Raw genomic sequence first — 19,418 nt, forward strand, 5'->3', positions numbered from 1 at the left:
GGTGAGATATGCGCCCGCCGCGGGTTGTTTCGCGCCCGCTCCCCACTCAAAAATGCGCGCAAAAAACCGCCCCTCTTACAGAGAAGAGGGGCGGAATGGGCGCCGGTTCGCTATTTCACCTGGTCGCGGGGAACCACTTCCAGGGTGTGGCAGATGGCGTCGAGCACCTCGAAGTGCGCCCTGTAGTGCTCGGGGTCGCCATTGAGGTAGAGGACGTAGAAGTTTTTTGCATCCTCTAAATAGTAGATGCGGCTGGCCACCTTTTTGCCGTCCTTTTCGGTGTCGACGTCATAGCCTTTGGCGGCGTCAAAATGTTCAAAGGTGAACTCCTGCAGGTCGCCGAAGGTCGAGTACTTGTGCAGGTATTCCAGCCCGTTGGCATAGTACAGCTCGATGAACTGGTCCAGAGTCTTGACGCTGCGCTCGGTGAATATCTCGTCGTCCTTGCGGTAGCGGACGATCTGCAGATTGACCTTTTCGTCGACCCAGTCCAGGCCGATGGCGTTTTTGTCCACGCTGGAGAGCTGCTGAAAGTGCTCCTGATAGGCCACGCGCATATAGCCGTCGGCGCTGGTGAAGTAGCCGCTGCCGTCGTAGTCGTAATAGGTGTCGCCGCAGCCGGTGAGCAGCCCCAGGGCGCAGAGTGCAACCGCCGCGATGGCGGCGAATCGGCCCAGGCGGGCGCGAAGGTGTTTTTTCATGGAACCCGTTTCCCCCTTGTAAGACATCCAGAGAGCCGCCTTGCCGGCGGCACGGCGGGCTTGCTTGCCCGCTGCTATTGTTACATTGTAGCATATTTTGCCACAAAAACAAGCGGCATAAATCTCCAAGCGGCAAGAAACACTATCGCAAAGGGAGGAATGCCAAATGCAACTGTCCAATATGGAATACGATAAAATGGTCAAAAAATATTCGCCCAACAGCAGCCTCTTCAAAGACTGTGTCTGGGCGTTTGTGGTGGGCGGGGCCATCTGCACCCTGGGCCAGGCGCTCATCGGCCTCTACGGGTACTGGGGGGCGGACAAGCTCACCGCCGCCACCCTCACCTCGGTGAGCCTGGTCTTTTTGAGCGCCCTGCTCACCGGCCTTAGCCTCTACGACAAGATCGCCAACCGCGCCGGCGCCGGCACCCTGGTGCCCATCACCGGCTTTGCCAACGCCGTGGTCAGCCCCGCCCTGGAGTTCAAGAGCGAAGGGATGGTGCTGGGCCTGGGGGCCAAGCTCTTTGTCATCTCGGGGCCGGTCATCGTCTACGGGGTCTCGGCGGCGGTGATCTACGGAGTGATCTACTACCTGATGGGCCTGGTTGCCTGATGCGTTTGGAGGAGATAAGATGATCAAAAAAATCGGCCAGAGGACCCTGGCCTTGGAATCCGCCCCGGCCCTGATCCAGTGGGCGTCGGTGGCGGGCAAACGGGAAATGGAGGGCCCCCTCTCACAGGAGTTCGACTTTGTGACCGGGGACACCAGCTTCGGCGAAAAGACCTGGGAGAAGGCGGAGAGCGCCATCCAGAAAAAGGCGGTCGCCCTGGCGCTGGAAAAGGCGGGGCTGCAAAACAGCGACATCGACTACGTCTTTGCCGGGGATCTGCTCAACCAGTGCATTGCCTCCAGCTTTGGCCTGCGGGAGTTCGGCATCCCCCTCATTGGCCTCTACGGGGCCTGTTCCACCATGGCCGAGAGCCTGTCGCTGGCCAGCATCTTTGCCGCCAGCGGCTGCGCCGACCGCTGTGCGGCCGTGGCCTCGTCCCACTTCTGCACCGCCGAGCGGCAGTTTCGCCTGCCGCTGGAATACGGCGGCCAGCGCACCCCCACTGCCCAGTGGACCGCCACCGCCGGCGGCTGCGTGGTGGTGGCGGCCCCGGGCCAGGGCAGCGGCCCCCGGGTCCGGCACGTGACCATCGGCAAGATCGTCGACCTGGGGGTCACCGACGCCAACAACATGGGCGCCGCCATGGCCCCTGCAGCGGCCGACACCATCAAGACCTATTTGGAGGACACCGGCACCGCCCCCACCGATTACCAGCTGATTTTGACCGGCGACCTGGGGCAGGTGGGCAGTTCCATCCTCTACGATCTGCTGGCGCTGGACCAGATCGACATCGCCCCGGTGCACAACGACTGCGGGCTGCTGATCTACGACCGGCAGAGCCAGGACGTCAAGGCCGGCGGCTCGGGCTGCGGCTGTTCGGCCTCGGTCCTCTGCTCCCTCATCCTGGGCAAGTTTGCCCGGGGAGAGCTGGACAACATCCTCTTCATCGCCACCGGCGCCCTCCTCTCCACCACCAGCTCCGCCCAGGGGGAGAGCGTGCCCGGCATTGCCCACCTGGTGCACATCTCGGCGGACAGGGACCAGCCCGCCGGCAAACCCGCTGCCCGGAAAGGGGGGAAGTAGGATGGAGTACCTGAAAGCCTTTGTGGTCGGCGGTCTGCTCTGCGTCATCGGCCAGATTTTGGTGGACAAGACCAAATTGACCCCCGCCCGCATCCTGGTGGGGTTTGTGGTCGCCGGCGTGGTGCTGGGGGCCCTGGGCCTCTACCAGCCTCTGGCCGATTTCGCCGGGGCCGGGGCCACCGTCCCCCTGTCGGGCTTTGGCAACCTGCTGGTCAAGGGCACCAAAGAGGCCGTGGACAGCCAGGGCCTGCTGGGAGCGCTCACCGGCCCCTTGACGGCCGGGGCGGCGGGGATCACTGCCGCCATGTTCTTCGGCCTGTTGGTGGCCCTTATCTTCAAACCCAAGGACAAGGCCTGATTTTGCGCCGAGAGCGCCGGCCCCCCCTTTCCTCCGCCCTTGCACAAGGGGAGAGGGGGACCGGCGCTCTTTGAGAGGGCGAGGGCGGGGCGCTTTGAAAAAGGGCAATAAAAAAAGCAGACCCCCCGAGAGGACTGCTTTTGCGTCACACACTAAAAAGAGACCATTACGCGCTGGCGTTCAGTTTGCGAGCGAGGCTGGATTTTTTCCTGGCAGCGCAGTTCTTGTGAAGAATGCCTTTGGTCACGGCCATATCGATCTTCTTGATGGCGTTGCCAACGACCTCCGCTTTGTTCTCGCTGTTCTTCTCCAAGGCAATCTCGGCAGACTTGATGCTGGAACGCAGAGCGGACTTGATCATCTTGTTGCGCAGGTTCTTGGCCTCGTTGACTTTGACTCTCTTCTTAGCTGACTTGATGTTAGGCATAATCGCACCTCCTTCGCATGGAATCGTACAAGTTATCTTAGCATTTTTGTCGCGGGATTGCAAGGATTTTTTTGAAAAAATCTCGATTTCGCGCCGTATGGGGCAAGTCCCCGCCAAAAAGGAGTGATCAGCAGATGGATATTCGCACCGACCTGGCCATCGAGTGGCTGGACATGGCCGCCGGCCTCGGCCCCGACGACTGGCAGCAGGAGGAGACCGTCGAGGGGGGGATCACCCTCGCCACCACCCGCATCCGCACCCAGGCGGCGGCCGAGCGCATCGGCAAGCCGGTGGGGCAGTACCTCACCGCCAGCTTTTCAAACCTCCTCCACGACGCCGCGCAGAACACTGCCCTGGCAGAGCTGCTGGGGGAGCACCTGAAGCGCCTCCTGCCCGAGAAGGGGGGCGTGCTGGTCCTGGGGCTGGGAAACCCGTCCATCACCCCCGACGCGGTGGGTCCCCGCGCGGTGGAGGGGGTGATGGCGACGCGGCACATCGGCCCGGCCCTGGAAAAGGCCATGGGCATCTCCTTTCGGCCGGTGTCCGCCCTGGCGCCGGGGGTGTTGGGGCAGACCGGGGTCGAGGTGCAGGAGATCGCCCGCGCCCTGGTGCGGGACACCGCCCCGGCGGCCCTGGTGGTGATCGACGCCCTGGCGGCCAAGGCGACCCAGCGGCTGGGGCGGACCGTACAGCTCTCGGATGCGGGGATCGTGCCCGGCTCGGGGGTGGGCAACGCCCGCAGCGAGCTCTCCCAGAACACCCTGGGCATCCCGGTCGTCGCCATGGGGGTGCCGACGGTGGTGGACGTGGGCACCCTGGTGCGGGAGTACACCCAGGAGGACATCGAGGAGGAGCGCTCCCGGATGATGGTCACCAGCAAGGAGATCGACCAGATCATCGCCCGCATCTCCAAGGTGCTGGCCCTAGCGGTCAACCGGGCGCTGCAACCCCACCTCTCGGCCGAGGACATCGCCCTGCTCACCGACTAGGGGCGAATAGGCGGTTCCCCGGCCGGTCATACTGGTGAAGGGGGCGCCATATACTGTACCAACAGACGTGTAGGAGGTGCAGCATGGCGCGCGGTAGGACAAGAACTCCTCCCAAAAGGCGGGGACCGAAAAAGTGGAAGATGGGGCTGGCGGCCTGCACGGTGGTGCTGGCCGTCTGCTATGCCAATTTGGGCAAGATCCTCTCCCTCTGGCAGGGGCTGACCGCCCAAAATCGGGCCATCGTCCAGTCGCTGGAGGGGGGCGTCCCCTCGGAGGAGAGCGGCGAGGGCGGCGCGGTGCTGGAAAAGGGGGAGAGCTGGACCGACTTTTCCGCCCTGCTGCCCCAGACCACCGCCCCCGCGGACACCCCGCCGGAGGGCGCCCAAAAGCCCGAGGGGGCCATGCCCACCGAGGCGGTGGACCTGGCGGTCCAGAGCGGTGTCAACTACCAGTCGGCCTACATCAAAAACAAGACCAGCCTCTCGGACGGGCAGATCGCCGAGCTGCTGGGCACCGGGCCCGGGGCCAAGATCCAGCTGGGCAGCAACCAGCCCCAGGTGCTGATCGTCCACACCCACGCCACCGAGAGCTACGAGCCCTACGACCTGGGCTACTACGACCCGGACGCCAGCTCCCGCAACACCGACAACGCCCAGAACGTCACCCGGGTGGGGGAGGAGATCGCCCGCCAGCTCAACGCCGCCGGCATCAAGACGGTGCAGGACAAAACCCAGCACGACTACCCCCAGTACACCGGGGCCTACGACCGCTCCCGGGAGACCATACAGAGCTACCTCAAAAAGTACCCCAGCATCCAGGTGGTGCTGGACGTGCACCGGGACGCCATTCAGTATTCCGACGGCACCCGGGCCAAGCCCACCACCGTCGTCGACGGGAAGAAGGCCGCCCAGGTGATGTTCATCGTGGGCTGCAACAGCGACAAGACCCCCATCCCCAACTACGAAAAAAATCTGCGCTTTGCCGCCAACTTGCAGTCCAGCCTCGCCCAGAGCTACAACGACTTCATGCGCCCCATCCTCTTTGACTACCGCTTTTACAACCAGGACCTGGCCCCGGCCTGTATCCTCATCGAGGTGGGGGGGCACGGCAACAGCCTGGGGGAGGCGGTCTACTCGGGCCAGCTCATCGGCAAGGGGATGGTCGAATACCTCAAGACCCTGGCGTGAGCGCCGGGGCGGACGAAAAAGAAAAAGGAGCATCTGCTGTGAGCGCGACCAGAAAGTACGCGGCCGCCTTTGTTTTCACCCTGGCGGCGCTGATGGTGACCCTGGCCATGGGGGTGGCCTATCTCAACACCTACCGCATGGTGCACGGGTCGGTGTCCATCCCCCAAATCGACGTGGTCCCCTATATAAAGGAAGGGGCGGCCCTCCTCTGGAAGGTCGCCCCCTCGGGGCTGCGGCTGCTCGTCGCCGCCCTCTTTCAGCTGTGAGTGCGCGCCCCCCGCTCTGCCGGGGGGCGCCTTTTTGGCAAAAAAGACCGAGCGGCGTTGCCTGGGCTCCCCCGGCCGTGGTATAATAACCGCATTGCGACCACCGCCTTCGCCCTTTGACCCAAAAGTGGGGCGGCGGTTATTTGAGTGACATTGACGCGTCGGCCGGGGTCGGCCGACGGACAGGGGGACATCCATGAGCTATCGCGACAACATCCGCAACTTCTCCATCATCGCCCACATCGACCACGGCAAGTCCACCCTTGCCGATCGGCTGCTGGAAGCCACCGAGTCGGTGGCCCAGCGGGAGATGAGCCAGCAGCTGCTGGACAACATGGATTTGGAGCGGGAGCGGGGCATCACCATCAAGGCCCGGGCGGTCAAGCTGGACTACCGGGCCGAGGACGGGCAGGTCTACACCCTCAACCTCATCGACACCCCGGGGCACGTGGACTTCACCTACGAGGTCTCCCGCTCTCTGGCGGCCTGTGAGGGGGCCATTTTGGTGGTGGACGCCACCCAGGGCATCGAGGCCCAGACCCTGGCCAACACCTACCTGGCCCTGGAGCACGACCTGGAGATCCTGCCGGTCATCAACAAGATCGACCTGCCCTCCGCCGACGTGGAGCGGGTGGGGAAGGAGATCGAGAACTTCATCGGCATCGATGCCAGCGAGGCGCCGGCGGTCTCGGCCAAGATGGGGACCAACATCGAGGCGGTGCTCCGCCAGATCGTCAAGCTGATCCCCCCGCCCCAGGGGGACGAGGGCGCCCCCCTGCAGGCGCTGATCTTCGACTCCTTTTACGACAGCTACAAGGGGGTCATCGTCTACATCCGGGTCAAGGAGGGGGAGGTGCGCCCCGGCCAGCGCATCCGGATGATGGCCACCGGCGCCGAGTTCGACGTGGTGGAGGTGGGCTACCTGCGGGCCACCCAGATGGAGAAGTGCGACCGGCTGCGCGCCGGGGAGGTGGGCTATCTCACCGCCAGCATCAAAAATGTGCAGGACACCCAGGTGGGCGACACCGTCACCACCGCCGAGAACGGGGCAGCCGAACCCCTGCACGGCTACCGCCAGGTGCAGCCGATGGTCTTTTCCGGCCTCTACCCGGCCGACGGGGCCAAGTACAACGACCTGCGCGACGCGCTGGAAAAGCTCAAGCTCAACGACGCCTCCCTCTCCTTTGAGGCGGAGACCTCGGCCGCCCTGGGCTTTGGCTTTCGCTGCGGCTTTTTGGGCCTTTTGCACATGGAGGTCATTCAGGAGCGGCTGGAGCGGGAGTTCAATATGGATCTGGTCACCACCGCCCCCAGCGTGGTCTACAAGGTGGAGCTGACCGACGGCACCGCCAAGGTCATCGACAACCCCATGGACTACCCCGACCCGGCCACCATCGCCCAGGCTTACGAGCCCTTCGTCAACGCCAGCATCTTCTCCCCCTCGGAGTACGTGGGCAACATCATGGAGCTATGCCAGGAGAAGCGGGGCGTCTTTAAGAACATGGAGTACGTGGACGAAAACCGGGTGGACATCCGCTATGAGCTCCCCCTCAACGAGATCATCTACGACTTCTTCGACACCCTCAAGTCCCGCACCCGGGGCTACGCGTCGCTGGACTACGAGCTGTCGGGCTACCAGCCCTCCAAGCTGGTCAAGTTGGACATCCTCTTAAACGGCGAGGTGGTGGACGCCCTCTCCTTTATCGTCCACACCGACAAGGCCTATGCCCGCGCCCGGCGGATGACCGAGAAGCTCAAGGAGCACATCCCCCGCCAGATGTTCGAGGTGCCCATCCAGGCGGCGGTGGGGGGGAAGATCATCGCCCGGGAGACAGTGCGGGCCCTGCGCAAGGACGTGCTCGCCAAGTGCTACGGCGGCGACATCACCCGCAAGAAAAAGCTGCTGGAAAAGCAGAAAGAGGGCAAGAAGAGGATGCGCCAGCTGGGCAGTGTCGAGGTCCCGCAGGAGGCCTTTATGGCGGTGCTCAAGCTCGACAGCGACTCCTAAAACGCCGTCTGGTCTGCCCTGGGCCCCGCACAGGATGCTTGTGCGGGGCCCAGGCAGTAAGGGGAGAAACGAGATGAAGATGCCCACTGCCATCCCCGAGGGGATGCTGGCCCCCTGCGGGATGAACTGCCTGATCTGCTATAAGCACTGCCTCTCCCCCCAGCCCTGCGGGGGCTGCCGGGAGGGCGGGGAAGGGATGCCCGCCCACTGCCGCCGCTGCACCATCCGGGCCTGCGCCGAAGGGCGGGGGCTGCGCCTCTGCGCGGCCTGTCCCCTATTTCCCTGCCGGCAGGTGAAGCGGCTGGATCGGAGCTATCGCGCCCGCTACCGGGTCTCTTTGATTGAAAACAGCCGGACGGCGGCAGAGGAGGGGATGGCCGCCCTGCTGCAAGAGGAGGCGCGCCGCTGGCGGTGCCCCGGGTGCGGCGGGGTCGTCTCCCTGCACGACAGGGTCTGCAGCGACTGCGGGGCGGAGAAGAGATGAGAGAGGCGAGAGGGGGAGCGAGGATGGAGGACCGGCCGCTGGGGGTGTACCTGCACATCCCCTTTTGCAGGCGAAAGTGCAACTACTGCGCCTTCTACTCGGCCCCTGACGGGGAGGCCGCATGGGAGGAGTACACCGACGCCCTCTGCCGCCACATCTCCCTCTGGGGGGAGAGGCTGGGCCGGCGGGCGGTGGACACCGTCTACTTCGGCGGCGGCACCCCCAGCCTGCTCTGGCAGCAGTTGCCGCGGGTGTTGGCAGAGCTGGGGCGCTGTTTCCAGCTGGACGCCGGGGCGGAGATCTCCCTGGAGGCAAACCCCGGCACGGTGGGGCGGGAGGAGCTGCGAGCCCTGCGCCAAGCGGGGTTCAACCGCCTCTCCCTGGGGGTGCAGTCGGCGGTGGAGGGGGAGCTGCGGGCCCTGGGGCGGCTGCACACCGCCGCCGAGGCCATGGCCTGTGTAGAGGCCGCCCGGGAGGCGGGGTTTGCCAACCTCTCGCTGGATTTTATGCTGGGCCTGCCCGGCCAGAGCGAGGAGAGTCTGGAAGGGATGGAGGACTTTGTCCGCCGGGCGGCGCCCCAGCACCTCTCGGCCTACATCTTAAAGGTGGAGGCCGGCACCCCCTTTGGGGAGATGGGGGAGGCGCTGCGGCTGCCCGACGACGACACCGCCGCCGACCTGTACGAGAGCTGTGTGGCCCGCCTCTCCGCCCTGGGCTACGGCCAGTACGAGGTGTCGAATTTTGCCCTGCCCGGCTTTGCCTGCCGCCACAACGAGAAGTACTGGAGCCTGGAGGAATACCTTGGCATCGGCCCGGCGGCCCACTCCCTGTTGGGGGGCGCCCGCTTTTTCTACCCGGCCGACCGGGCGGCCTTTGTGGGCGGGGGGCTGGAGCAGCTCCAGCGGGAGGGAACGCCCGACTGGGAGGAGTACGCCATGCTGCGGCTGCGCACCGCCGCCGGGCTGGACACCGGCTGCGCGGGGCTGCCGGACGGGCTGTTGGAGCGGGCCCGCCCCTTTGAAAAGCCAGGGCTGCTGCACATCGACGGCCCGGTCATCCAGCTGACACCCAAGGGGTTTCTGGTCTCCACCCCCCTTATCGCTGAAATTTTGTACGGCTGAAAAGAGCGGCCCGGCCAGTTGGCCGGGCCGCTCTTGCGGCGCGATGGAGGAGGGGTCAGCCCTCCTCCTCGCTGGTGGTGTGAAATTGGACGGCGACCCCGGCAATTGCCAGGGCGACCCCTGCCAACAGCCCCCAGAGGGGATTTTTCAGCCCCAACAGGGGGAGGAGGCCCGCCCCCGCGCAGAGCCCGCCGCCGATGCCGGTGGAGAGGATGAGGGCGGGCCGCAGCAGTTTGAGGGAGAGGGCCCCCGCCAACAGCCCGGCGGCACAGCCGGCCAGGGCCCCGGCCCAGGGGATGGGGATCAGGGCGTAGATGCCGACAAAGGCGGTCAGAAAGCAGAGCAGAAATACCCCGCCCCGGTAGACGCGGTAGGCCAGCAGGGCCCCGACCACCCCCAGCAGCAGGATGGGGAGGAGCAGGAGCCACCCCTCGATGGAGAGGAGGGAGGCGAGCCAGCCCCCCAGGGCCGCGCCCAGGACAAAGCCCGCCAGGGAAATCCAGAACTTGCTCAGCTTGAAGCCCAGAAAACAGTCGGCCAGGGCCAGCAAAACGGTAAAAATCGTCGGCCAGAGGGCCGCCGAGGCAGAAAAATCAGGCATCACAGGTGCTCCTTTCTAAAGGGCGGCCTCCCACTCGGCGGGGCGAAAGCCCACCAGCACCCGGTCCCCCAAAAGCAGCAGCGGGCGCTTGATGAGCATGCCGTTTTGGGCCAACAGGGCGTACTGCTCCTCCTCGCTCATCCCGGGCAGACGGTCCTTGATGTGCTCGTTTTTGTAGACCAAACCGCTGGTGTTGAAAAACCGCTTCAGGGGCAGGCCGCTGCGGGCGTGCCAATCGGCCAGTTCGGCCGCGGTGGGGGTCTCCTCCACGATGTGGCGGGTCTCGCAGGCCACGCCGTGCTCGTCGAGCCAGGCCTTGGCCTTTTGACAGGTGGAACATTTGGGGTACCAGATCAGCAGTGCGTTCATTGACAAATTGCCTCCCATCCGCCCCGGCGACAGGCCGGGGCGCCGTTTGTATTTGGTAAAAAAGAACCGGTGCGCGACTCTCCCCTTCCGGCGCGCTGCAGCAGCGGGGCAGATGTCGCCTCGCCGCAGGCAGAGGACCAAGGGCGGGGGAATGGGACAGGGGTCGTCTGCGCCGGCCGGGCCGCCGCGGTATCGCAACCGCCCCACGGCCGACATTGCCACAGGCGCAGCGGCATTTGGCCGTGGGGCAGAGGGCATCTGTACATCTGCCGGGCCGCCCCGACATCGTGACTGCGCGGCGGCATTTGGCCGTGGGACAGAGGGTATCCGCACATCTGGCGGGCCGCCCTGGCATCACAACTGCCCTGCGGCTGCCATACCGCCGGCGTCGCGGGCGCAGTGGCATTTGGCCAGGGGGCGGGGAGCATTTGCGCCTCTGCCGGGCCATCCTCGGCAGCACAGCCGCCTTGTGGCCATTATACCACAGCGGCGGCCGAGGGGGGAGGGGGGATCACCGCTCCTCTCCCGTGAGCCCCAGGAGATAGTCGGCGCTGACGCCGTAGTAGCGGCAGAGGGCGATGACGTGGCGCACCGGCATCTCGTTGGCCCCCCGCTCATAGCGGGCGTACATGGTCTGCGAGGTGCCCAGTACGGCGGCGATCTCCGCCTGGGTCTTGTCGTGATCCTCCCGCAGATCCCGCAGCCGCTGCTGGTAGGGCACCATGGTGAGTCGTCCCCTCTCGTTTGGTGTTGAACTGGCAGCATTTTAGCATAGTAAAAATATTTACTATTGACTTTAGTACATATATTTACTAGAATGGGTAGAAAAGGCGGTGATATTCGTGAAAGAGGAGAGAAGGGACGAGAATCTGGCGGCCAAGATCGTGCGCAACTTCGCCTATCTCGACGCGGTCTGGAGCTTTCTCCTGGCCGTTGCCGACGGGGCCAGCCTCTCATCGGGCGGCCCGCCGGTGCCCTTCACCGCCCGCTTCGCCGTCTTTTTGGACAGTTTCTGCGGCGCCCTGGTGGGGGTCTTCCTCCTCTATGCGGTGGCCGAAGGGGTGCAGATCCTGCACGACATCCGCCGCGCCCAGCACCCCATCTCCCCCGAAGGCCGCCCCGGTGGGGACGGCCCGGGCAGGGGAGGCGCCTCCCCGCCTCTCTAACATCCCCCGCCGCGCAGGCGGAGCGCACCCCTTGAGAGGGGGGCCCCAGTGGCCCCTCTTTTTTTGTGCAGAAATGCCCCCTTAGAGGGGGGCGCCGGGAAAACTGTTGCCAATATGTAAATATTTATTTCAGTTCTTGACTTTTATTGACTTTGGGGGTAGACTGTATGTGTTGGCAGTCGAGAGGTTCGACTGCTAAACGCAAAAACGGCGCTGCTTCGGCATTTGTCCCCCCTAAACGGGTGCCGCGGCCGCCGGAAAGGGGGCGGGACGATGTTGACGCCGAGACAGGGATTTGTGCTTCAGGCCATCTGCGACCTCTACTCCGAGACCGGGGAGCCGGTCTCCAGCGGGGCCATCGCCAAGTTGGCGGGCGACGCCTTTTCCAGCGCCACCATCCGCAGCGAGATGGCCCGGCTAGAGGCCCTCGGCTGTGTCAAACAGCCCCACACCTCTGCTGGGCGCATCCCCACCGCCCAGGGCTACCGCTACTACATCAATCACCTGATGCTGCGGCGGGAGCTGCCGGTGGAGAAACAGCGGGAGATCGCCCGCTTCCTCCGCCAGGGGGTCAGGGATCCGGACATCCTCCTGACCCGGGCCAGTTCCCTTCTGGCCTACATGACAAACTACGCCGTCCTCGCCACCTCCCCCCAGCTCTCCGACCTGTCGATGGAAAAGTTGGAGGTGGTGGCCCTCACCCCCCAGACGCTGGCGCTGGTGGCCCTCACCAACACCGGGTTGGTGCTCAACCAGGTCTGCCAGCTGGGGCTGCCGGCGGGGGAGCGGCAGCTGGAGAAGCTCTCGGGCTTCTGCCGCAAAAACCTCCTCCACCGGCCGCTGCACGAGGTGGCGCTGCTGCGGGACGACTTCCTGCAGCGGGAACTGGGGGGCGACTACCTCTGTCTGGCCCCCGCAGTGCAGCTCATCTGCCGGATGTGCGCCGAGCTCTGCCGGGCCAAGGTGCACCTGGAGGGGCAGTCGAACCTCCTGCGCTACGCCGCGCCGGAGCACGGCTACAACGCCTTTCTCGAGCTGCTCAAGGAGACCGACACCCTGCTGCGGGCCGCCCCCAAAGAGGGGGGGAACGTGGCGGTGCTGCTGGGCGACGACCTGGACCAGGAGCTGGCGGGCACCACCTTGGTGAGTACCGGCTACCTCTTCGGGGACGAGCACACCGGCGTGCTGGGGATCATCGGCCCCCGGCACCTGGACTACACCAGGATCATTCCCCACCTGGCCTATTTTACCGACCTGCTGGGCAGGATCTTAAATGGAACCGACGGGGACGGGTGAGGGGTCTCCCCCTCCCGACCCAATAACAATAGAGAGGAGCTTGCAGGTGGAACCGGAAAAGAAGACGGCCCAGACCGAAGCTGAACAGACCGCCCCGGCGGAGGAGAAGGCCCCCGCCGCCCCCGAAAAAGAGGAGAAGGCGGCTGAGAAAAAGTCCAAAAAGCCCAAGAAGAACAAAGAGGTAGAGGCCCTGGAGGAGCAGCTGGCCGGCTGCCGCCAGGAGAACAGCGACCTAAACGACCGGCTGCTGCGCCTGCGCGCCGAGTACGACAACTTCCGCAAGCGCTCCACCAAGGAGAAGGAGGGGATGTTCACCGACGGGGTGGCCTCCGCCCTCTCCCAGATGGTGGTGGTGCTGGACAATCTCGAGCGGGCGGTGGACGCCTGCCAGGAGGACAGCGACCTCAAGACCGGGGTGGAGATGACCCTCAAACAGTTCCGCGAGGTGCTGGAGAAGATGGGTGTCTCGGAAATCAACCCGGTGGGCGAGTCCTTTGACGCCCAGCTGCACAACGCGGTGATGCACGTGGAGGACGAGACCCTGGGCGAGAGCCAGGTGGTGGAGGTCTTCCAAAAGGGCTATCTGCTGGGGGAGCGGGTCATCCGCTACGCCATGGTCAAGGTGGCCAACTAGACGAAATATCCCGGGGCGGGCAGCCGCCCCTCACAACCATACAGTACAGATCGACGGATTGAAATAGGAGGAAACGACAATGGGAAAAATCATCGGCATTGACTTGGGTACAACCAACTCTTGCGTGGCGGTCATGGAGGGCGGCGAGCCGGTCGTCATCGCCAACGCCGAAGGCGCCCGCACCACCCCCTCGGTGGTGGCCTTCACCAAAGACGGCGAGCGGATGGTGGGCCAGGTGGCCAAGCGCCAGGCCATCACCAACCCCGAGCGCACCGTGATGAGCGTCAAGCGCCACATGGGCAGCGACTACCACGTGGCCATCGACGGCAAGAACTACACCCCCCAGGAGATCTCGGCCATGATCCTGCAGAAGCTGAAAGCCGACGCGGAGGCCTACCTGGGCACTACCGTCACCGAGGCGGTCATCACCGTGCCCGCCTACTTCACCGACGCCCAGCGCCAGGCCACCAAGGACGCCGGCCGCATCGCCGGACTGGACGTGAAGCGGATCATCAACGAGCCCACCGCGGCCGCCCTCTCCTACGGGGTGGACAAGGAGGACGACCAGAAGGTCATGGTCTACGACCTGGGCGGCGGCACCTTCGACGTCTCCATCATCGAGATGGGCGACGGGGTGCAGGAGGTGCTGGCCACCGCCGGCAACAACAAGCTGGGCGGCGACGACTTCGACGACCGGATCATCGGCTACCTGGTCAGCGAGTTCAAGAAGGACAGCGGCATCGACCTCTCCTCGGACAAAATGGCCATGCAGCGCCTCAAAGAGGCCGCCGAGAAGGCCAAGATCGAGCTGTCGGGCATGGCCCAGGCCAGCATCAACCTGCCCTTCATCACCGCTGATGCCACCGGCCCCAAACACCTGGATATGACCCTCACCCGCGCCAAGTTCAACGAGCTGACCGCCGACTTGGTGGAGGCCACCATGGCCCCGGTCCGCCAGGCCCTCAAGGACTCCGGCCTCTCCGCCAGCGAACTGCACAAGGTGCTGATGGTGGGCGGCTCCTCCCGGATCCCCGCCGTGCAGGAAGCGGTCAAGAACTTCATCGGCAAAGACCCCTTCAAGGGCATCAACCCCGACGAGTGCGTGGCCATCGGCGCCGCCATCCAGGGCGGCGTGCTCGGCGGCGACGTGGAGGGCATCCTCCTGCTGGACGTCACCCCCCTCTCCCTGGGCATTGAGACCATGGGCGGCGTCTCCACCAAGATCATCGAGAGAAACACCACCATCCCCACCAAGAAATCCCAGATCTTCTCCACTGCGGCCGACAACCAGACCTCGGTCGAGGTCCACGTGCTGCAGGGCGAGCGGGAGATGGCGGCCGACAACAAGACCCTGGGCCGCTTCCACCTGGACGGCATCGCCCCCGCCCCCAGAGGGGTGCCCCAGATCGAGGTCACCTTTGACATCGACGCCAACGGCATCGTCCACGTCTACGCCAAGGACCTGGGCACCGGCAAAGAGCAGAACATCACCATCACCTCCTCCACCAACATGTCCAAGGACGACATCGACAAGGCCGTGAAGGACGCCGAGGCCTTTGCCGAGCAGGACAAGAAGCGCCGCGAGGAGATCGACGTGAAAAACAGCGCCGACCAGATGGTCTACCAGACCGAAAAGAGCATGGCCGACCTGGGCGACAAGCTGCAGAGCGAGGAGAAATCCGCCCTGGAGGAGAAGCTCACCGCCCTCAAGAGTGCCATCTCCGGCGGCAACGTGGACGAGATGAAGCAGAAGACCGAAGAGCTGCAGAAGAAGTTCTACGAGGTCTCCGAGCGCGTCTACAAAGAGGCCGCCGCCCAGCAGCAGGCCGCCGGCGCGGATGCCGGCGCTGCCGGCGCCCAGTCCGCCCCCGGCGACGACGGGGTGGTCGACGCCGACTTCACCGAGGTGGACGACGACAAGAAATAAGTTGCTGCGCCCCAAAGCAGCGAGTCACAGGCCGACGAGCAGAGCAGTCGGCCTGTTTGGCGGCAGGGGTGCGGTGGACGCTGCGCCGGGTCTGTGCTATACTGGTACGGCAAAAGCGCCCCCTTCCCCCGCTACTTTAAAAAGGAAACAGGTGGTATCCATTGGCAGATAAACGCGATTACTACGAGGTCTTGGGCGTCTCCAAGAGCGCCAGCGACGACGAGCTGAAAAAGGCCTACCGCAAGCTGGCGAAAAAATATCACCCCGATCTCAACCCCGGCGACAAGGAGGCCGAGGCCCACTTCAAAGAGGTCAACGAGGCCTACGAGGTGCTCAGCGACTCTGCCAAGCGGCAGCGGTACGACCAGTTCGGCCATGCCGGGGTGGACCCCAACTACGGCGCCGGCGGCGCTGGCGGGGCCTACAGCGGCGGGTTCGGCGGGTTTGACGACCTGGGCGACATCTTCGAGAGCTTTTTCGGGGGCGGATTCGGCGGCGGTCGCGGTCGCCGGCAGAACCCCAACGCCCCCCGCCGGGGCGGGGACAGCCACATCAACGTGGTGCTGGACTTCTTCGAGGCCGCCCACGGCTGCACCAAGACCGTCGAGGTGCAGAAACAGGAAGCCTGTGACGAGTGCGGCGGCACCGGTGCGGCCAAGGGAACCACCCCCAAGACCTGCCCCGACTGCGGCGGCACCGGCCAGGTGACGGTGGGCCAGCGCACCCCCTTTGGGGTCATCCAGTCCACCCGGCCCTGCTCCCGCTGCGGCGGCACCGGCCAGATCATCGAGAACCCCTGCTCCAAGTGCCACGGGAGCGGCCGCAAGACCGTCACCCGCAAGGTGGAGGTGAAGATCCCCGCCGGCATCGACGACGACCAGACCATTGCCATGCGGGGCTACGGGGACGCCGGGTACAACGGCGGTCCCAGCGGCGACGTGATCGTGGTGGTCTCGGTCCGCCCCGACCCCCTGTTTGAGCGGCGGGGATTCGATGTCTGGTGCGACGTGCCCATCAGCTACTACACTGCCGTCATGGGCGGCGAGGTGGTGGTCCCCACGGTGCACGGCAAGGTCAAGTACCAGATCCCCGAGGGCACCCAGCCCGGCACCACCTTTCGCCTCAAGGGCAAGGGCATCCAGTACCTCAATGGGCGCGGCAAGGGCGACCAGTACGTCAAGGTCACCATCGAGGTGCCCAAGCGCCTCAACCGCGAGCAGAAGCGGGAGCTGGAGGAGTTCGAGCAATCCCTCTCCATCGAGCAAAACTACGAAAAGCAAAAGAGCTTTCTCGAGCGCATCAAAGACCTCTGGAAGTAGAGGTCTCTGCACAGGGCCCCGGCCATTTGGCCGGGGCCCTACTTTTTTGTCACCCTTCTCCCCGGGCGGCGCGGGCGGTGGGTGTGCCCCCCGGGCTTTCCTGCTCCCTTTCACCTTCGCGATTTGCCTTGCCCCCGCCCCATTTTGTCCCGCATGATGTGGCAGCCCGATGGGCGAAGGGGGGAGGAGATGGCCAAAGGAGGACAGGTCTTTCGAGAAAGGAGGTGCGTTGGTTGGGAGCGGCGGAGACGGAGTGACAGCGCGGTTGCCCTCTCTGGCCCTCCCGACGCTGACCTGGTCTCCTGTTCCGCCTTGTCTTGCGATACGTGATCAGCTGGTGGGGGAGGAGGGAAGTTCGCTGATGGGGTGGATAGGCCCCCCCAAAAGGTGGGCTACCGGGCGGGTGCAGCGGGCCAGAGAAATAGCGCAGTCGCCCTCCCCGCAGTCCATCGCCCGCCTTGCCCCTGGTCTTGCCCTGGGCTGCACAACTGCCCGGCGGCAAGGGGGGAGAGCGTTTCCCGGGGAGGATGGAAGATGAGGCTTACCCCAAAGGAGGAGTGTTCTGGCTGCATATGGTGGGGAACAGGCTGACAGCGCGGCCGCCTTTCCTCAGTTGCGCTCCTTTTCGCCACCGTTTGTCTTGCCCCCTACCCCGCCTTGCCATACCTTGCCCTGCTTTGCCCTGCGCTGCACGACTGACGGGGTGGAGAAAAGAAACCGATGGCTAGGGGAGGGGCAGGTTTTTCGGGAGAGATGGCTGTGCTGGCCCGGGCACAGCGGGGGCAGAGTGGCGGCGCAACTGCTTCTCCGCCCTTTTCCCGCTCGCCCCTCACCGCCTGCACTGTCCGCGCCCTTTGCTCTTTGCCATCTGCCATTTTCCCTGTTTTTCCCTGCGGTGTGCGGTTGCCCGAGAGGGAAAAGGCGTCAGCTGGAAGGGGGACCATTTTCGCGGATAAGGGGATATGTCGGCGGGGGCCGAGAGAGGGCGAGGAAAGGGCGCATCTGTCTCCCAGCAGCGGCGATCCCCCCTCCCTGCGAAAAGGGCCCTGCCAGGGAACTTAGCGAACCGTTTTTATCTAAAAATCGCCTCTTTTTTATCCAACATGGGGGATGCGCGCAAAGTGGATGACCCCACAAAAGGGCGGCGGAGGGCTGATCGGTTTTTCAACACTCTGCATGAATTTTTGGAGAGATGCAAAAGAGAAGATGCAAAAGTTTGTATGAAAGAACAAATTTCGCCCTGTTTTTGCCGCGCACTTTCGGCGCGCCCTCCCCTTGCTTTTGGGGGAGGGGGTGGGGTATACTCGGGGTGTCGCTGGTTGCTATATAATACCCGGATATGGCGGGTAGTTTCTACACTTCACCGTAAATGAAGTACTATGGCTAACTTCTCACCGGCCGGGCGGAGCTGTCTCTCCGCCTCCGCCGGCCGCGTGCGTGTTGTGAGTTGTCCATTTAGTGACTGCCGACAAAAAAGCTGCAGAAACCAAAACAACAACCCGAAACGCGAAAAGAGGAGGAAAACTATGGGACAGCTGTCGAAATTTTTCGGCCTGCGCGAGCGGAAGACCTCGGTCAAGACCGAGATCATCGCCGGACTCACCACCTTTATGACCATGGCATACGTACTGGTGGTGCAGCCCAGCGCCATTGTGGGATTTGGCGCGGTGCCGGCCATTGTCGACATCAACGGAATTTCTGTATCCAAAGAGGCCGTCGTGGTCACCTGTGCGGTGATCAGCGGCCTCATTACTTTGCTGATGGGGCTCTATGCCAACATGCCCTTCGCCCTCTCCACCGGCATGGGCAGCAACTTCATGCTGGGGGCGCTGCTCCAGTCGGGCAGCATCTCCTTTGGGCAGATCATGGCGGTCATCCTGGTCTCGGGCCTCATCTTCCTAGGGCTGTCGGTCTTTGGCATCCGCGACTTGATCGTGCGGATGATCCCCAAAAACATCAAGCTGGCCATCGGCTCGGCCATCGGCTTTTTCATCGCCTACCTGGGCTTCAAAAACACCGGCATCGGGGTGTTTGAAGGGGGCATCGGGCTGGGCGATTTTCGTTCCCCCTCGGTCATCCTGGCGGTGGTGGGGCTGCTGATCATCGCCGCCCTCACCGCCTTCAAGGTCAAGGGCGCCATCCTCATCGGCATCGTCGCCACCACCCTGCTGGGCATCCCCTTTGGGGTCACCACCCTCCCCACCCAGCTCTTCAAGCTGCCCGATTTCAGCCAGGTGGGCAACCTCTGCTTCCAGTTTGACTTTTCCGGCCTCTTCACCCCGGCCTTCATCGTGCTGATCTTCATCGCCTTCTTCGGGGACTTCTTCTCCACCCTGGGCACCGTGCTGGGGGTGGCCGGCAAGGCGGGGATGCTGGACGAGGACGGCAACCTGCCGGGCATCCAGAAACCCTTCCTGGTGGACGCCATCGGCACCTGCGTGGGCGCCCTCACCGGCTGCACCACCATCACCACCTATGTGGAGTCCTCCTCCGGGGTCGAGGCGGGCGGCCGCACCGGCCTCACCGCCGTCACCACCGCCGCCCTCTTCCTCCTCTCGGTCTTCGCCGCCCCCCTGTTTTTGATGATCCCCGACGCCGCCACCGGCCCGGCCCTCATCTTCGTGGGCTTTTTGATGATGGCCGACATCGGCAAGATCGACTTCTCCAATTTCTCCGAGGCATTTGGCCCCTTCGTGATGATCCTCTTCGTCATCTTCACCGGCTCCATCGCCAGCGGCATCGCCGCCGGCATCCTCGCCCACGTCTTCATCAAGTGCATCACCGGCCGCTTCAAAGAGGTCCATCCCGGGATGTACGTCCTCTGCGTGCCCCTTGTCCTCTACTTCCTCTACAACACCCCGCTGTAAGGCG

General features: G+C 64.4%; 20 protein-coding genes and 1 riboswitch. Of the genes, 15 read left to right on the forward strand and 5 right to left on the reverse strand.

From position 1 onward, the window contains the following. Positions 1 to 110 precede the first annotated feature (110 nt). A complete protein-coding gene (locus KQI11_RS02300) occupies positions 111 to 701 on the reverse strand; it encodes a hypothetical protein (RefSeq protein WP_216400940.1) in 591 nt (196 codons plus the stop codon). Between the two features lie 166 nt (positions 702 to 867). On the opposite strand from KQI11_RS02300, the gene spoVAC reads away from it, so the two are divergent. From spoVAC to spoVAE, 3 genes are read left to right on the forward strand one after another with little or no spacing between them, the layout of a single operon-like run. After that, positions 868 to 1,314: a stage V sporulation protein AC gene (spoVAC, locus tag KQI11_RS02305; RefSeq protein ID WP_185915970.1), complete on the forward strand. Its 447-nt coding sequence runs from the start codon at positions 868 to 870 to the stop codon at positions 1,312 to 1,314. 19 nt (positions 1,315 to 1,333) lie between these two features. After that, complete coding sequence (gene spoVAD, locus KQI11_RS02310; protein ID WP_216400941.1) at positions 1,334 to 2,395, forward strand: stage V sporulation protein AD; 1,062 nt, start codon at positions 1,334 to 1,336, stop codon at positions 2,393 to 2,395. A gap of 1 nt (position 2,396) precedes the next feature. Continuing rightward, positions 2,397 to 2,753: a stage V sporulation protein AE gene (spoVAE, locus tag KQI11_RS02315; RefSeq protein ID WP_185915968.1), complete on the forward strand. Its 357-nt coding sequence runs from the start codon at positions 2,397 to 2,399 to the stop codon at positions 2,751 to 2,753. Between the two features lie 166 nt (positions 2,754 to 2,919). Here spoVAE and rpsT read toward each other — a convergent pair whose 3' ends face one another. After that, positions 2,920 to 3,180, reverse strand: a complete 261-nt coding sequence (rpsT, locus tag KQI11_RS02320; RefSeq protein ID WP_021659505.1) for a 30S ribosomal protein S20 — start codon at positions 3,178 to 3,180, stop codon at positions 2,920 to 2,922. A 134-nt stretch (positions 3,181 to 3,314) separates the two neighbouring features. Between rpsT and gpr the strand changes: the two genes are divergently transcribed. From gpr to hemW, 6 genes are all read left to right on the forward strand, one after another. Beyond that, the gene (gene gpr / locus KQI11_RS02325; protein ID WP_216400942.1) at positions 3,315 to 4,169 is read left to right on the forward strand and encodes a GPR endopeptidase; all 855 of its coding nucleotides are present in this window, start codon (positions 3,315 to 3,317) and stop codon (positions 4,167 to 4,169) included. Between the two features lie 140 nt (positions 4,170 to 4,309). Beyond that, positions 4,310 to 5,356 (forward strand): stage II sporulation protein P, encoded by a 1,047-nt coding sequence (gene spoIIP, locus KQI11_RS02330; RefSeq protein ID WP_216400943.1) that lies wholly within the window; start codon positions 4,310 to 4,312, stop codon positions 5,354 to 5,356. A 38-nt stretch (positions 5,357 to 5,394) separates the two neighbouring features. Next, positions 5,395 to 5,622: a hypothetical protein gene (locus KQI11_RS02335; protein ID WP_216400944.1), complete on the forward strand. Its 228-nt coding sequence runs from the start codon at positions 5,395 to 5,397 to the stop codon at positions 5,620 to 5,622. Between the two features lie 196 nt (positions 5,623 to 5,818). Next, entirely contained in the window at positions 5,819 to 7,630 is a 1,812-nt protein-coding gene (gene lepA / locus KQI11_RS02340; RefSeq protein WP_185915964.1) for a translation elongation factor 4, read from the forward strand. A 73-nt stretch (positions 7,631 to 7,703) separates the two neighbouring features. Next, entirely contained in the window at positions 7,704 to 8,114 is a 411-nt protein-coding gene (locus KQI11_RS02345) for a DUF3795 domain-containing protein (protein WP_216400945.1), read from the forward strand. A 23-nt stretch (positions 8,115 to 8,137) separates the two neighbouring features. Continuing rightward, the gene (gene hemW, locus KQI11_RS02350; RefSeq protein WP_216400946.1) at positions 8,138 to 9,235 is read left to right on the forward strand and encodes a radical SAM family heme chaperone HemW; all 1,098 of its coding nucleotides are present in this window, start codon (positions 8,138 to 8,140) and stop codon (positions 9,233 to 9,235) included. Positions 9,236 to 9,290: 55 nt separating this feature from the next. Here the strand turns inward: hemW and KQI11_RS02355 are convergent, their stop codons facing one another. The 3 genes from KQI11_RS02355 to KQI11_RS02365 all read right to left on the reverse strand — a co-directional run bounded on the left by KQI11_RS02355 (position 9,291) and on the right by KQI11_RS02365 (position 10,929). Then, positions 9,291 to 9,836 carry a hypothetical protein gene (locus tag KQI11_RS02355; RefSeq protein WP_216400947.1) on the reverse strand — a complete coding sequence of 182 codons (546 nt, stop codon included), beginning with the start codon at positions 9,834 to 9,836 and terminating at the stop codon, positions 9,291 to 9,293. Positions 9,837 to 9,851: 15 nt separating this feature from the next. Beyond that, positions 9,852 to 10,205 (reverse strand): arsenate reductase family protein, encoded by a 354-nt coding sequence (locus KQI11_RS02360; protein WP_185915960.1) that lies wholly within the window; start codon positions 10,203 to 10,205, stop codon positions 9,852 to 9,854. A gap of 511 nt (positions 10,206 to 10,716) precedes the next feature. Then, positions 10,717 to 10,929, reverse strand: coding sequence for a helix-turn-helix domain-containing protein (locus KQI11_RS02365; protein WP_021659516.1), 213 nt, complete (start codon positions 10,927 to 10,929; stop codon positions 10,717 to 10,719). Between the two features lie 118 nt (positions 10,930 to 11,047). On the opposite strand from KQI11_RS02365, the gene KQI11_RS02370 reads away from it, so the two are divergent. The 6 genes from KQI11_RS02370 to KQI11_RS02395 all read left to right on the forward strand — a co-directional run bounded on the left by KQI11_RS02370 (position 11,048) and on the right by KQI11_RS02395 (position 19,414). Continuing rightward, entirely contained in the window at positions 11,048 to 11,371 is a 324-nt protein-coding gene (locus tag KQI11_RS02370; RefSeq protein ID WP_185915959.1) for a hypothetical protein, read from the forward strand. A 273-nt stretch (positions 11,372 to 11,644) separates the two neighbouring features. Further along, positions 11,645 to 12,667 carry a heat-inducible transcriptional repressor HrcA gene (gene hrcA / locus KQI11_RS02375; RefSeq protein WP_216400948.1) on the forward strand — a complete coding sequence of 341 codons (1,023 nt, stop codon included), beginning with the start codon at positions 11,645 to 11,647 and terminating at the stop codon, positions 12,665 to 12,667. Beyond that, entirely contained in the window at positions 12,645 to 13,301 is a 657-nt protein-coding gene (gene grpE, locus KQI11_RS02380) for a nucleotide exchange factor GrpE (RefSeq protein ID WP_286172469.1), read from the forward strand. Before hrcA ends, grpE begins: the two co-directional genes overlap by 23 nt. Before the next feature lie 79 nt (positions 13,302 to 13,380). Continuing rightward, entirely contained in the window at positions 13,381 to 15,228 is a 1,848-nt protein-coding gene (gene dnaK, locus KQI11_RS02385; protein ID WP_216400950.1) for a molecular chaperone DnaK, read from the forward strand. Between the two features lie 161 nt (positions 15,229 to 15,389). After that, on the forward strand, positions 15,390 to 16,547 hold the full coding sequence (gene dnaJ / locus KQI11_RS02390) for a molecular chaperone DnaJ (RefSeq protein WP_185915956.1): 1,158 nt from the start codon (positions 15,390 to 15,392) through the stop codon (positions 16,545 to 16,547). A gap of 1,302 nt (positions 16,548 to 17,849) precedes the next feature. Further along, a riboswitch (purine riboswitch) is annotated at positions 17,850 to 17,947 on the forward strand. A 126-nt stretch (positions 17,948 to 18,073) separates the two neighbouring features. Continuing rightward, positions 18,074 to 19,414 (forward strand): NCS2 family permease, encoded by a 1,341-nt coding sequence (locus KQI11_RS02395; protein ID WP_216400951.1) that lies wholly within the window; start codon positions 18,074 to 18,076, stop codon positions 19,412 to 19,414. Positions 19,415 to 19,418 lie beyond the last annotated feature (4 nt).

Source organism: Acetanaerobacterium sp. MSJ-12 (assembly GCF_018917875.1).
Classification (GTDB): Bacteria; Bacillota; Clostridia; order Oscillospirales; family Ruminococcaceae; genus Bittarella; species Bittarella massiliensis.

Coding starts and splice junctions, on each gene's coding strand:
- KQI11_RS02395 (WP_216400951.1), top strand. CDS start 18,074: ATGGGACAGCTGTCGAAATTTTTCGGCCTGCGCGAGCGGAAGACCTCG.
- rpsT (WP_021659505.1), bottom strand. CDS start 3,180: ATGCCTAACATCAAGTCAGCTAAGAAGAGAGTCAAAGTCAACGAGGCC.
- lepA (WP_185915964.1), top strand. CDS start 5,819: ATGAGCTATCGCGACAACATCCGCAACTTCTCCATCATCGCCCACATC.
- spoVAE (WP_185915968.1), top strand. CDS start 2,397: ATGGAGTACCTGAAAGCCTTTGTGGTCGGCGGTCTGCTCTGCGTCATC.
- spoVAD (WP_216400941.1), top strand. CDS start 1,334: ATGATCAAAAAAATCGGCCAGAGGACCCTGGCCTTGGAATCCGCCCCG.
- spoVAC (WP_185915970.1), top strand. CDS start 868: ATGCAACTGTCCAATATGGAATACGATAAAATGGTCAAAAAATATTCG.
- gpr (WP_216400942.1), top strand. CDS start 3,315: ATGGATATTCGCACCGACCTGGCCATCGAGTGGCTGGACATGGCCGCC.
- spoIIP (WP_216400943.1), top strand. CDS start 4,310: ATGGGGCTGGCGGCCTGCACGGTGGTGCTGGCCGTCTGCTATGCCAAT.
- KQI11_RS02300 (WP_216400940.1), bottom strand. CDS start 701: ATGAAAAAACACCTTCGCGCCCGCCTGGGCCGATTCGCCGCCATCGCG.
- KQI11_RS02360 (WP_185915960.1), bottom strand. CDS start 10,205: ATGAACGCACTGCTGATCTGGTACCCCAAATGTTCCACCTGTCAAAAG.
- grpE (WP_286172469.1), top strand. CDS start 12,645: ATGGAACCGACGGGGACGGGTGAGGGGTCTCCCCCTCCCGACCCAATA.
- dnaK (WP_216400950.1), top strand. CDS start 13,381: ATGGGAAAAATCATCGGCATTGACTTGGGTACAACCAACTCTTGCGTG.
- KQI11_RS02345 (WP_216400945.1), top strand. CDS start 7,704: ATGAAGATGCCCACTGCCATCCCCGAGGGGATGCTGGCCCCCTGCGGG.
- hemW (WP_216400946.1), top strand. CDS start 8,138: ATGGAGGACCGGCCGCTGGGGGTGTACCTGCACATCCCCTTTTGCAGG.
- KQI11_RS02365 (WP_021659516.1), bottom strand. CDS start 10,929: ATGGTGCCCTACCAGCAGCGGCTGCGGGATCTGCGGGAGGATCACGAC.
- KQI11_RS02355 (WP_216400947.1), bottom strand. CDS start 9,836: ATGCCTGATTTTTCTGCCTCGGCGGCCCTCTGGCCGACGATTTTTACC.
- hrcA (WP_216400948.1), top strand. CDS start 11,645: ATGTTGACGCCGAGACAGGGATTTGTGCTTCAGGCCATCTGCGACCTC.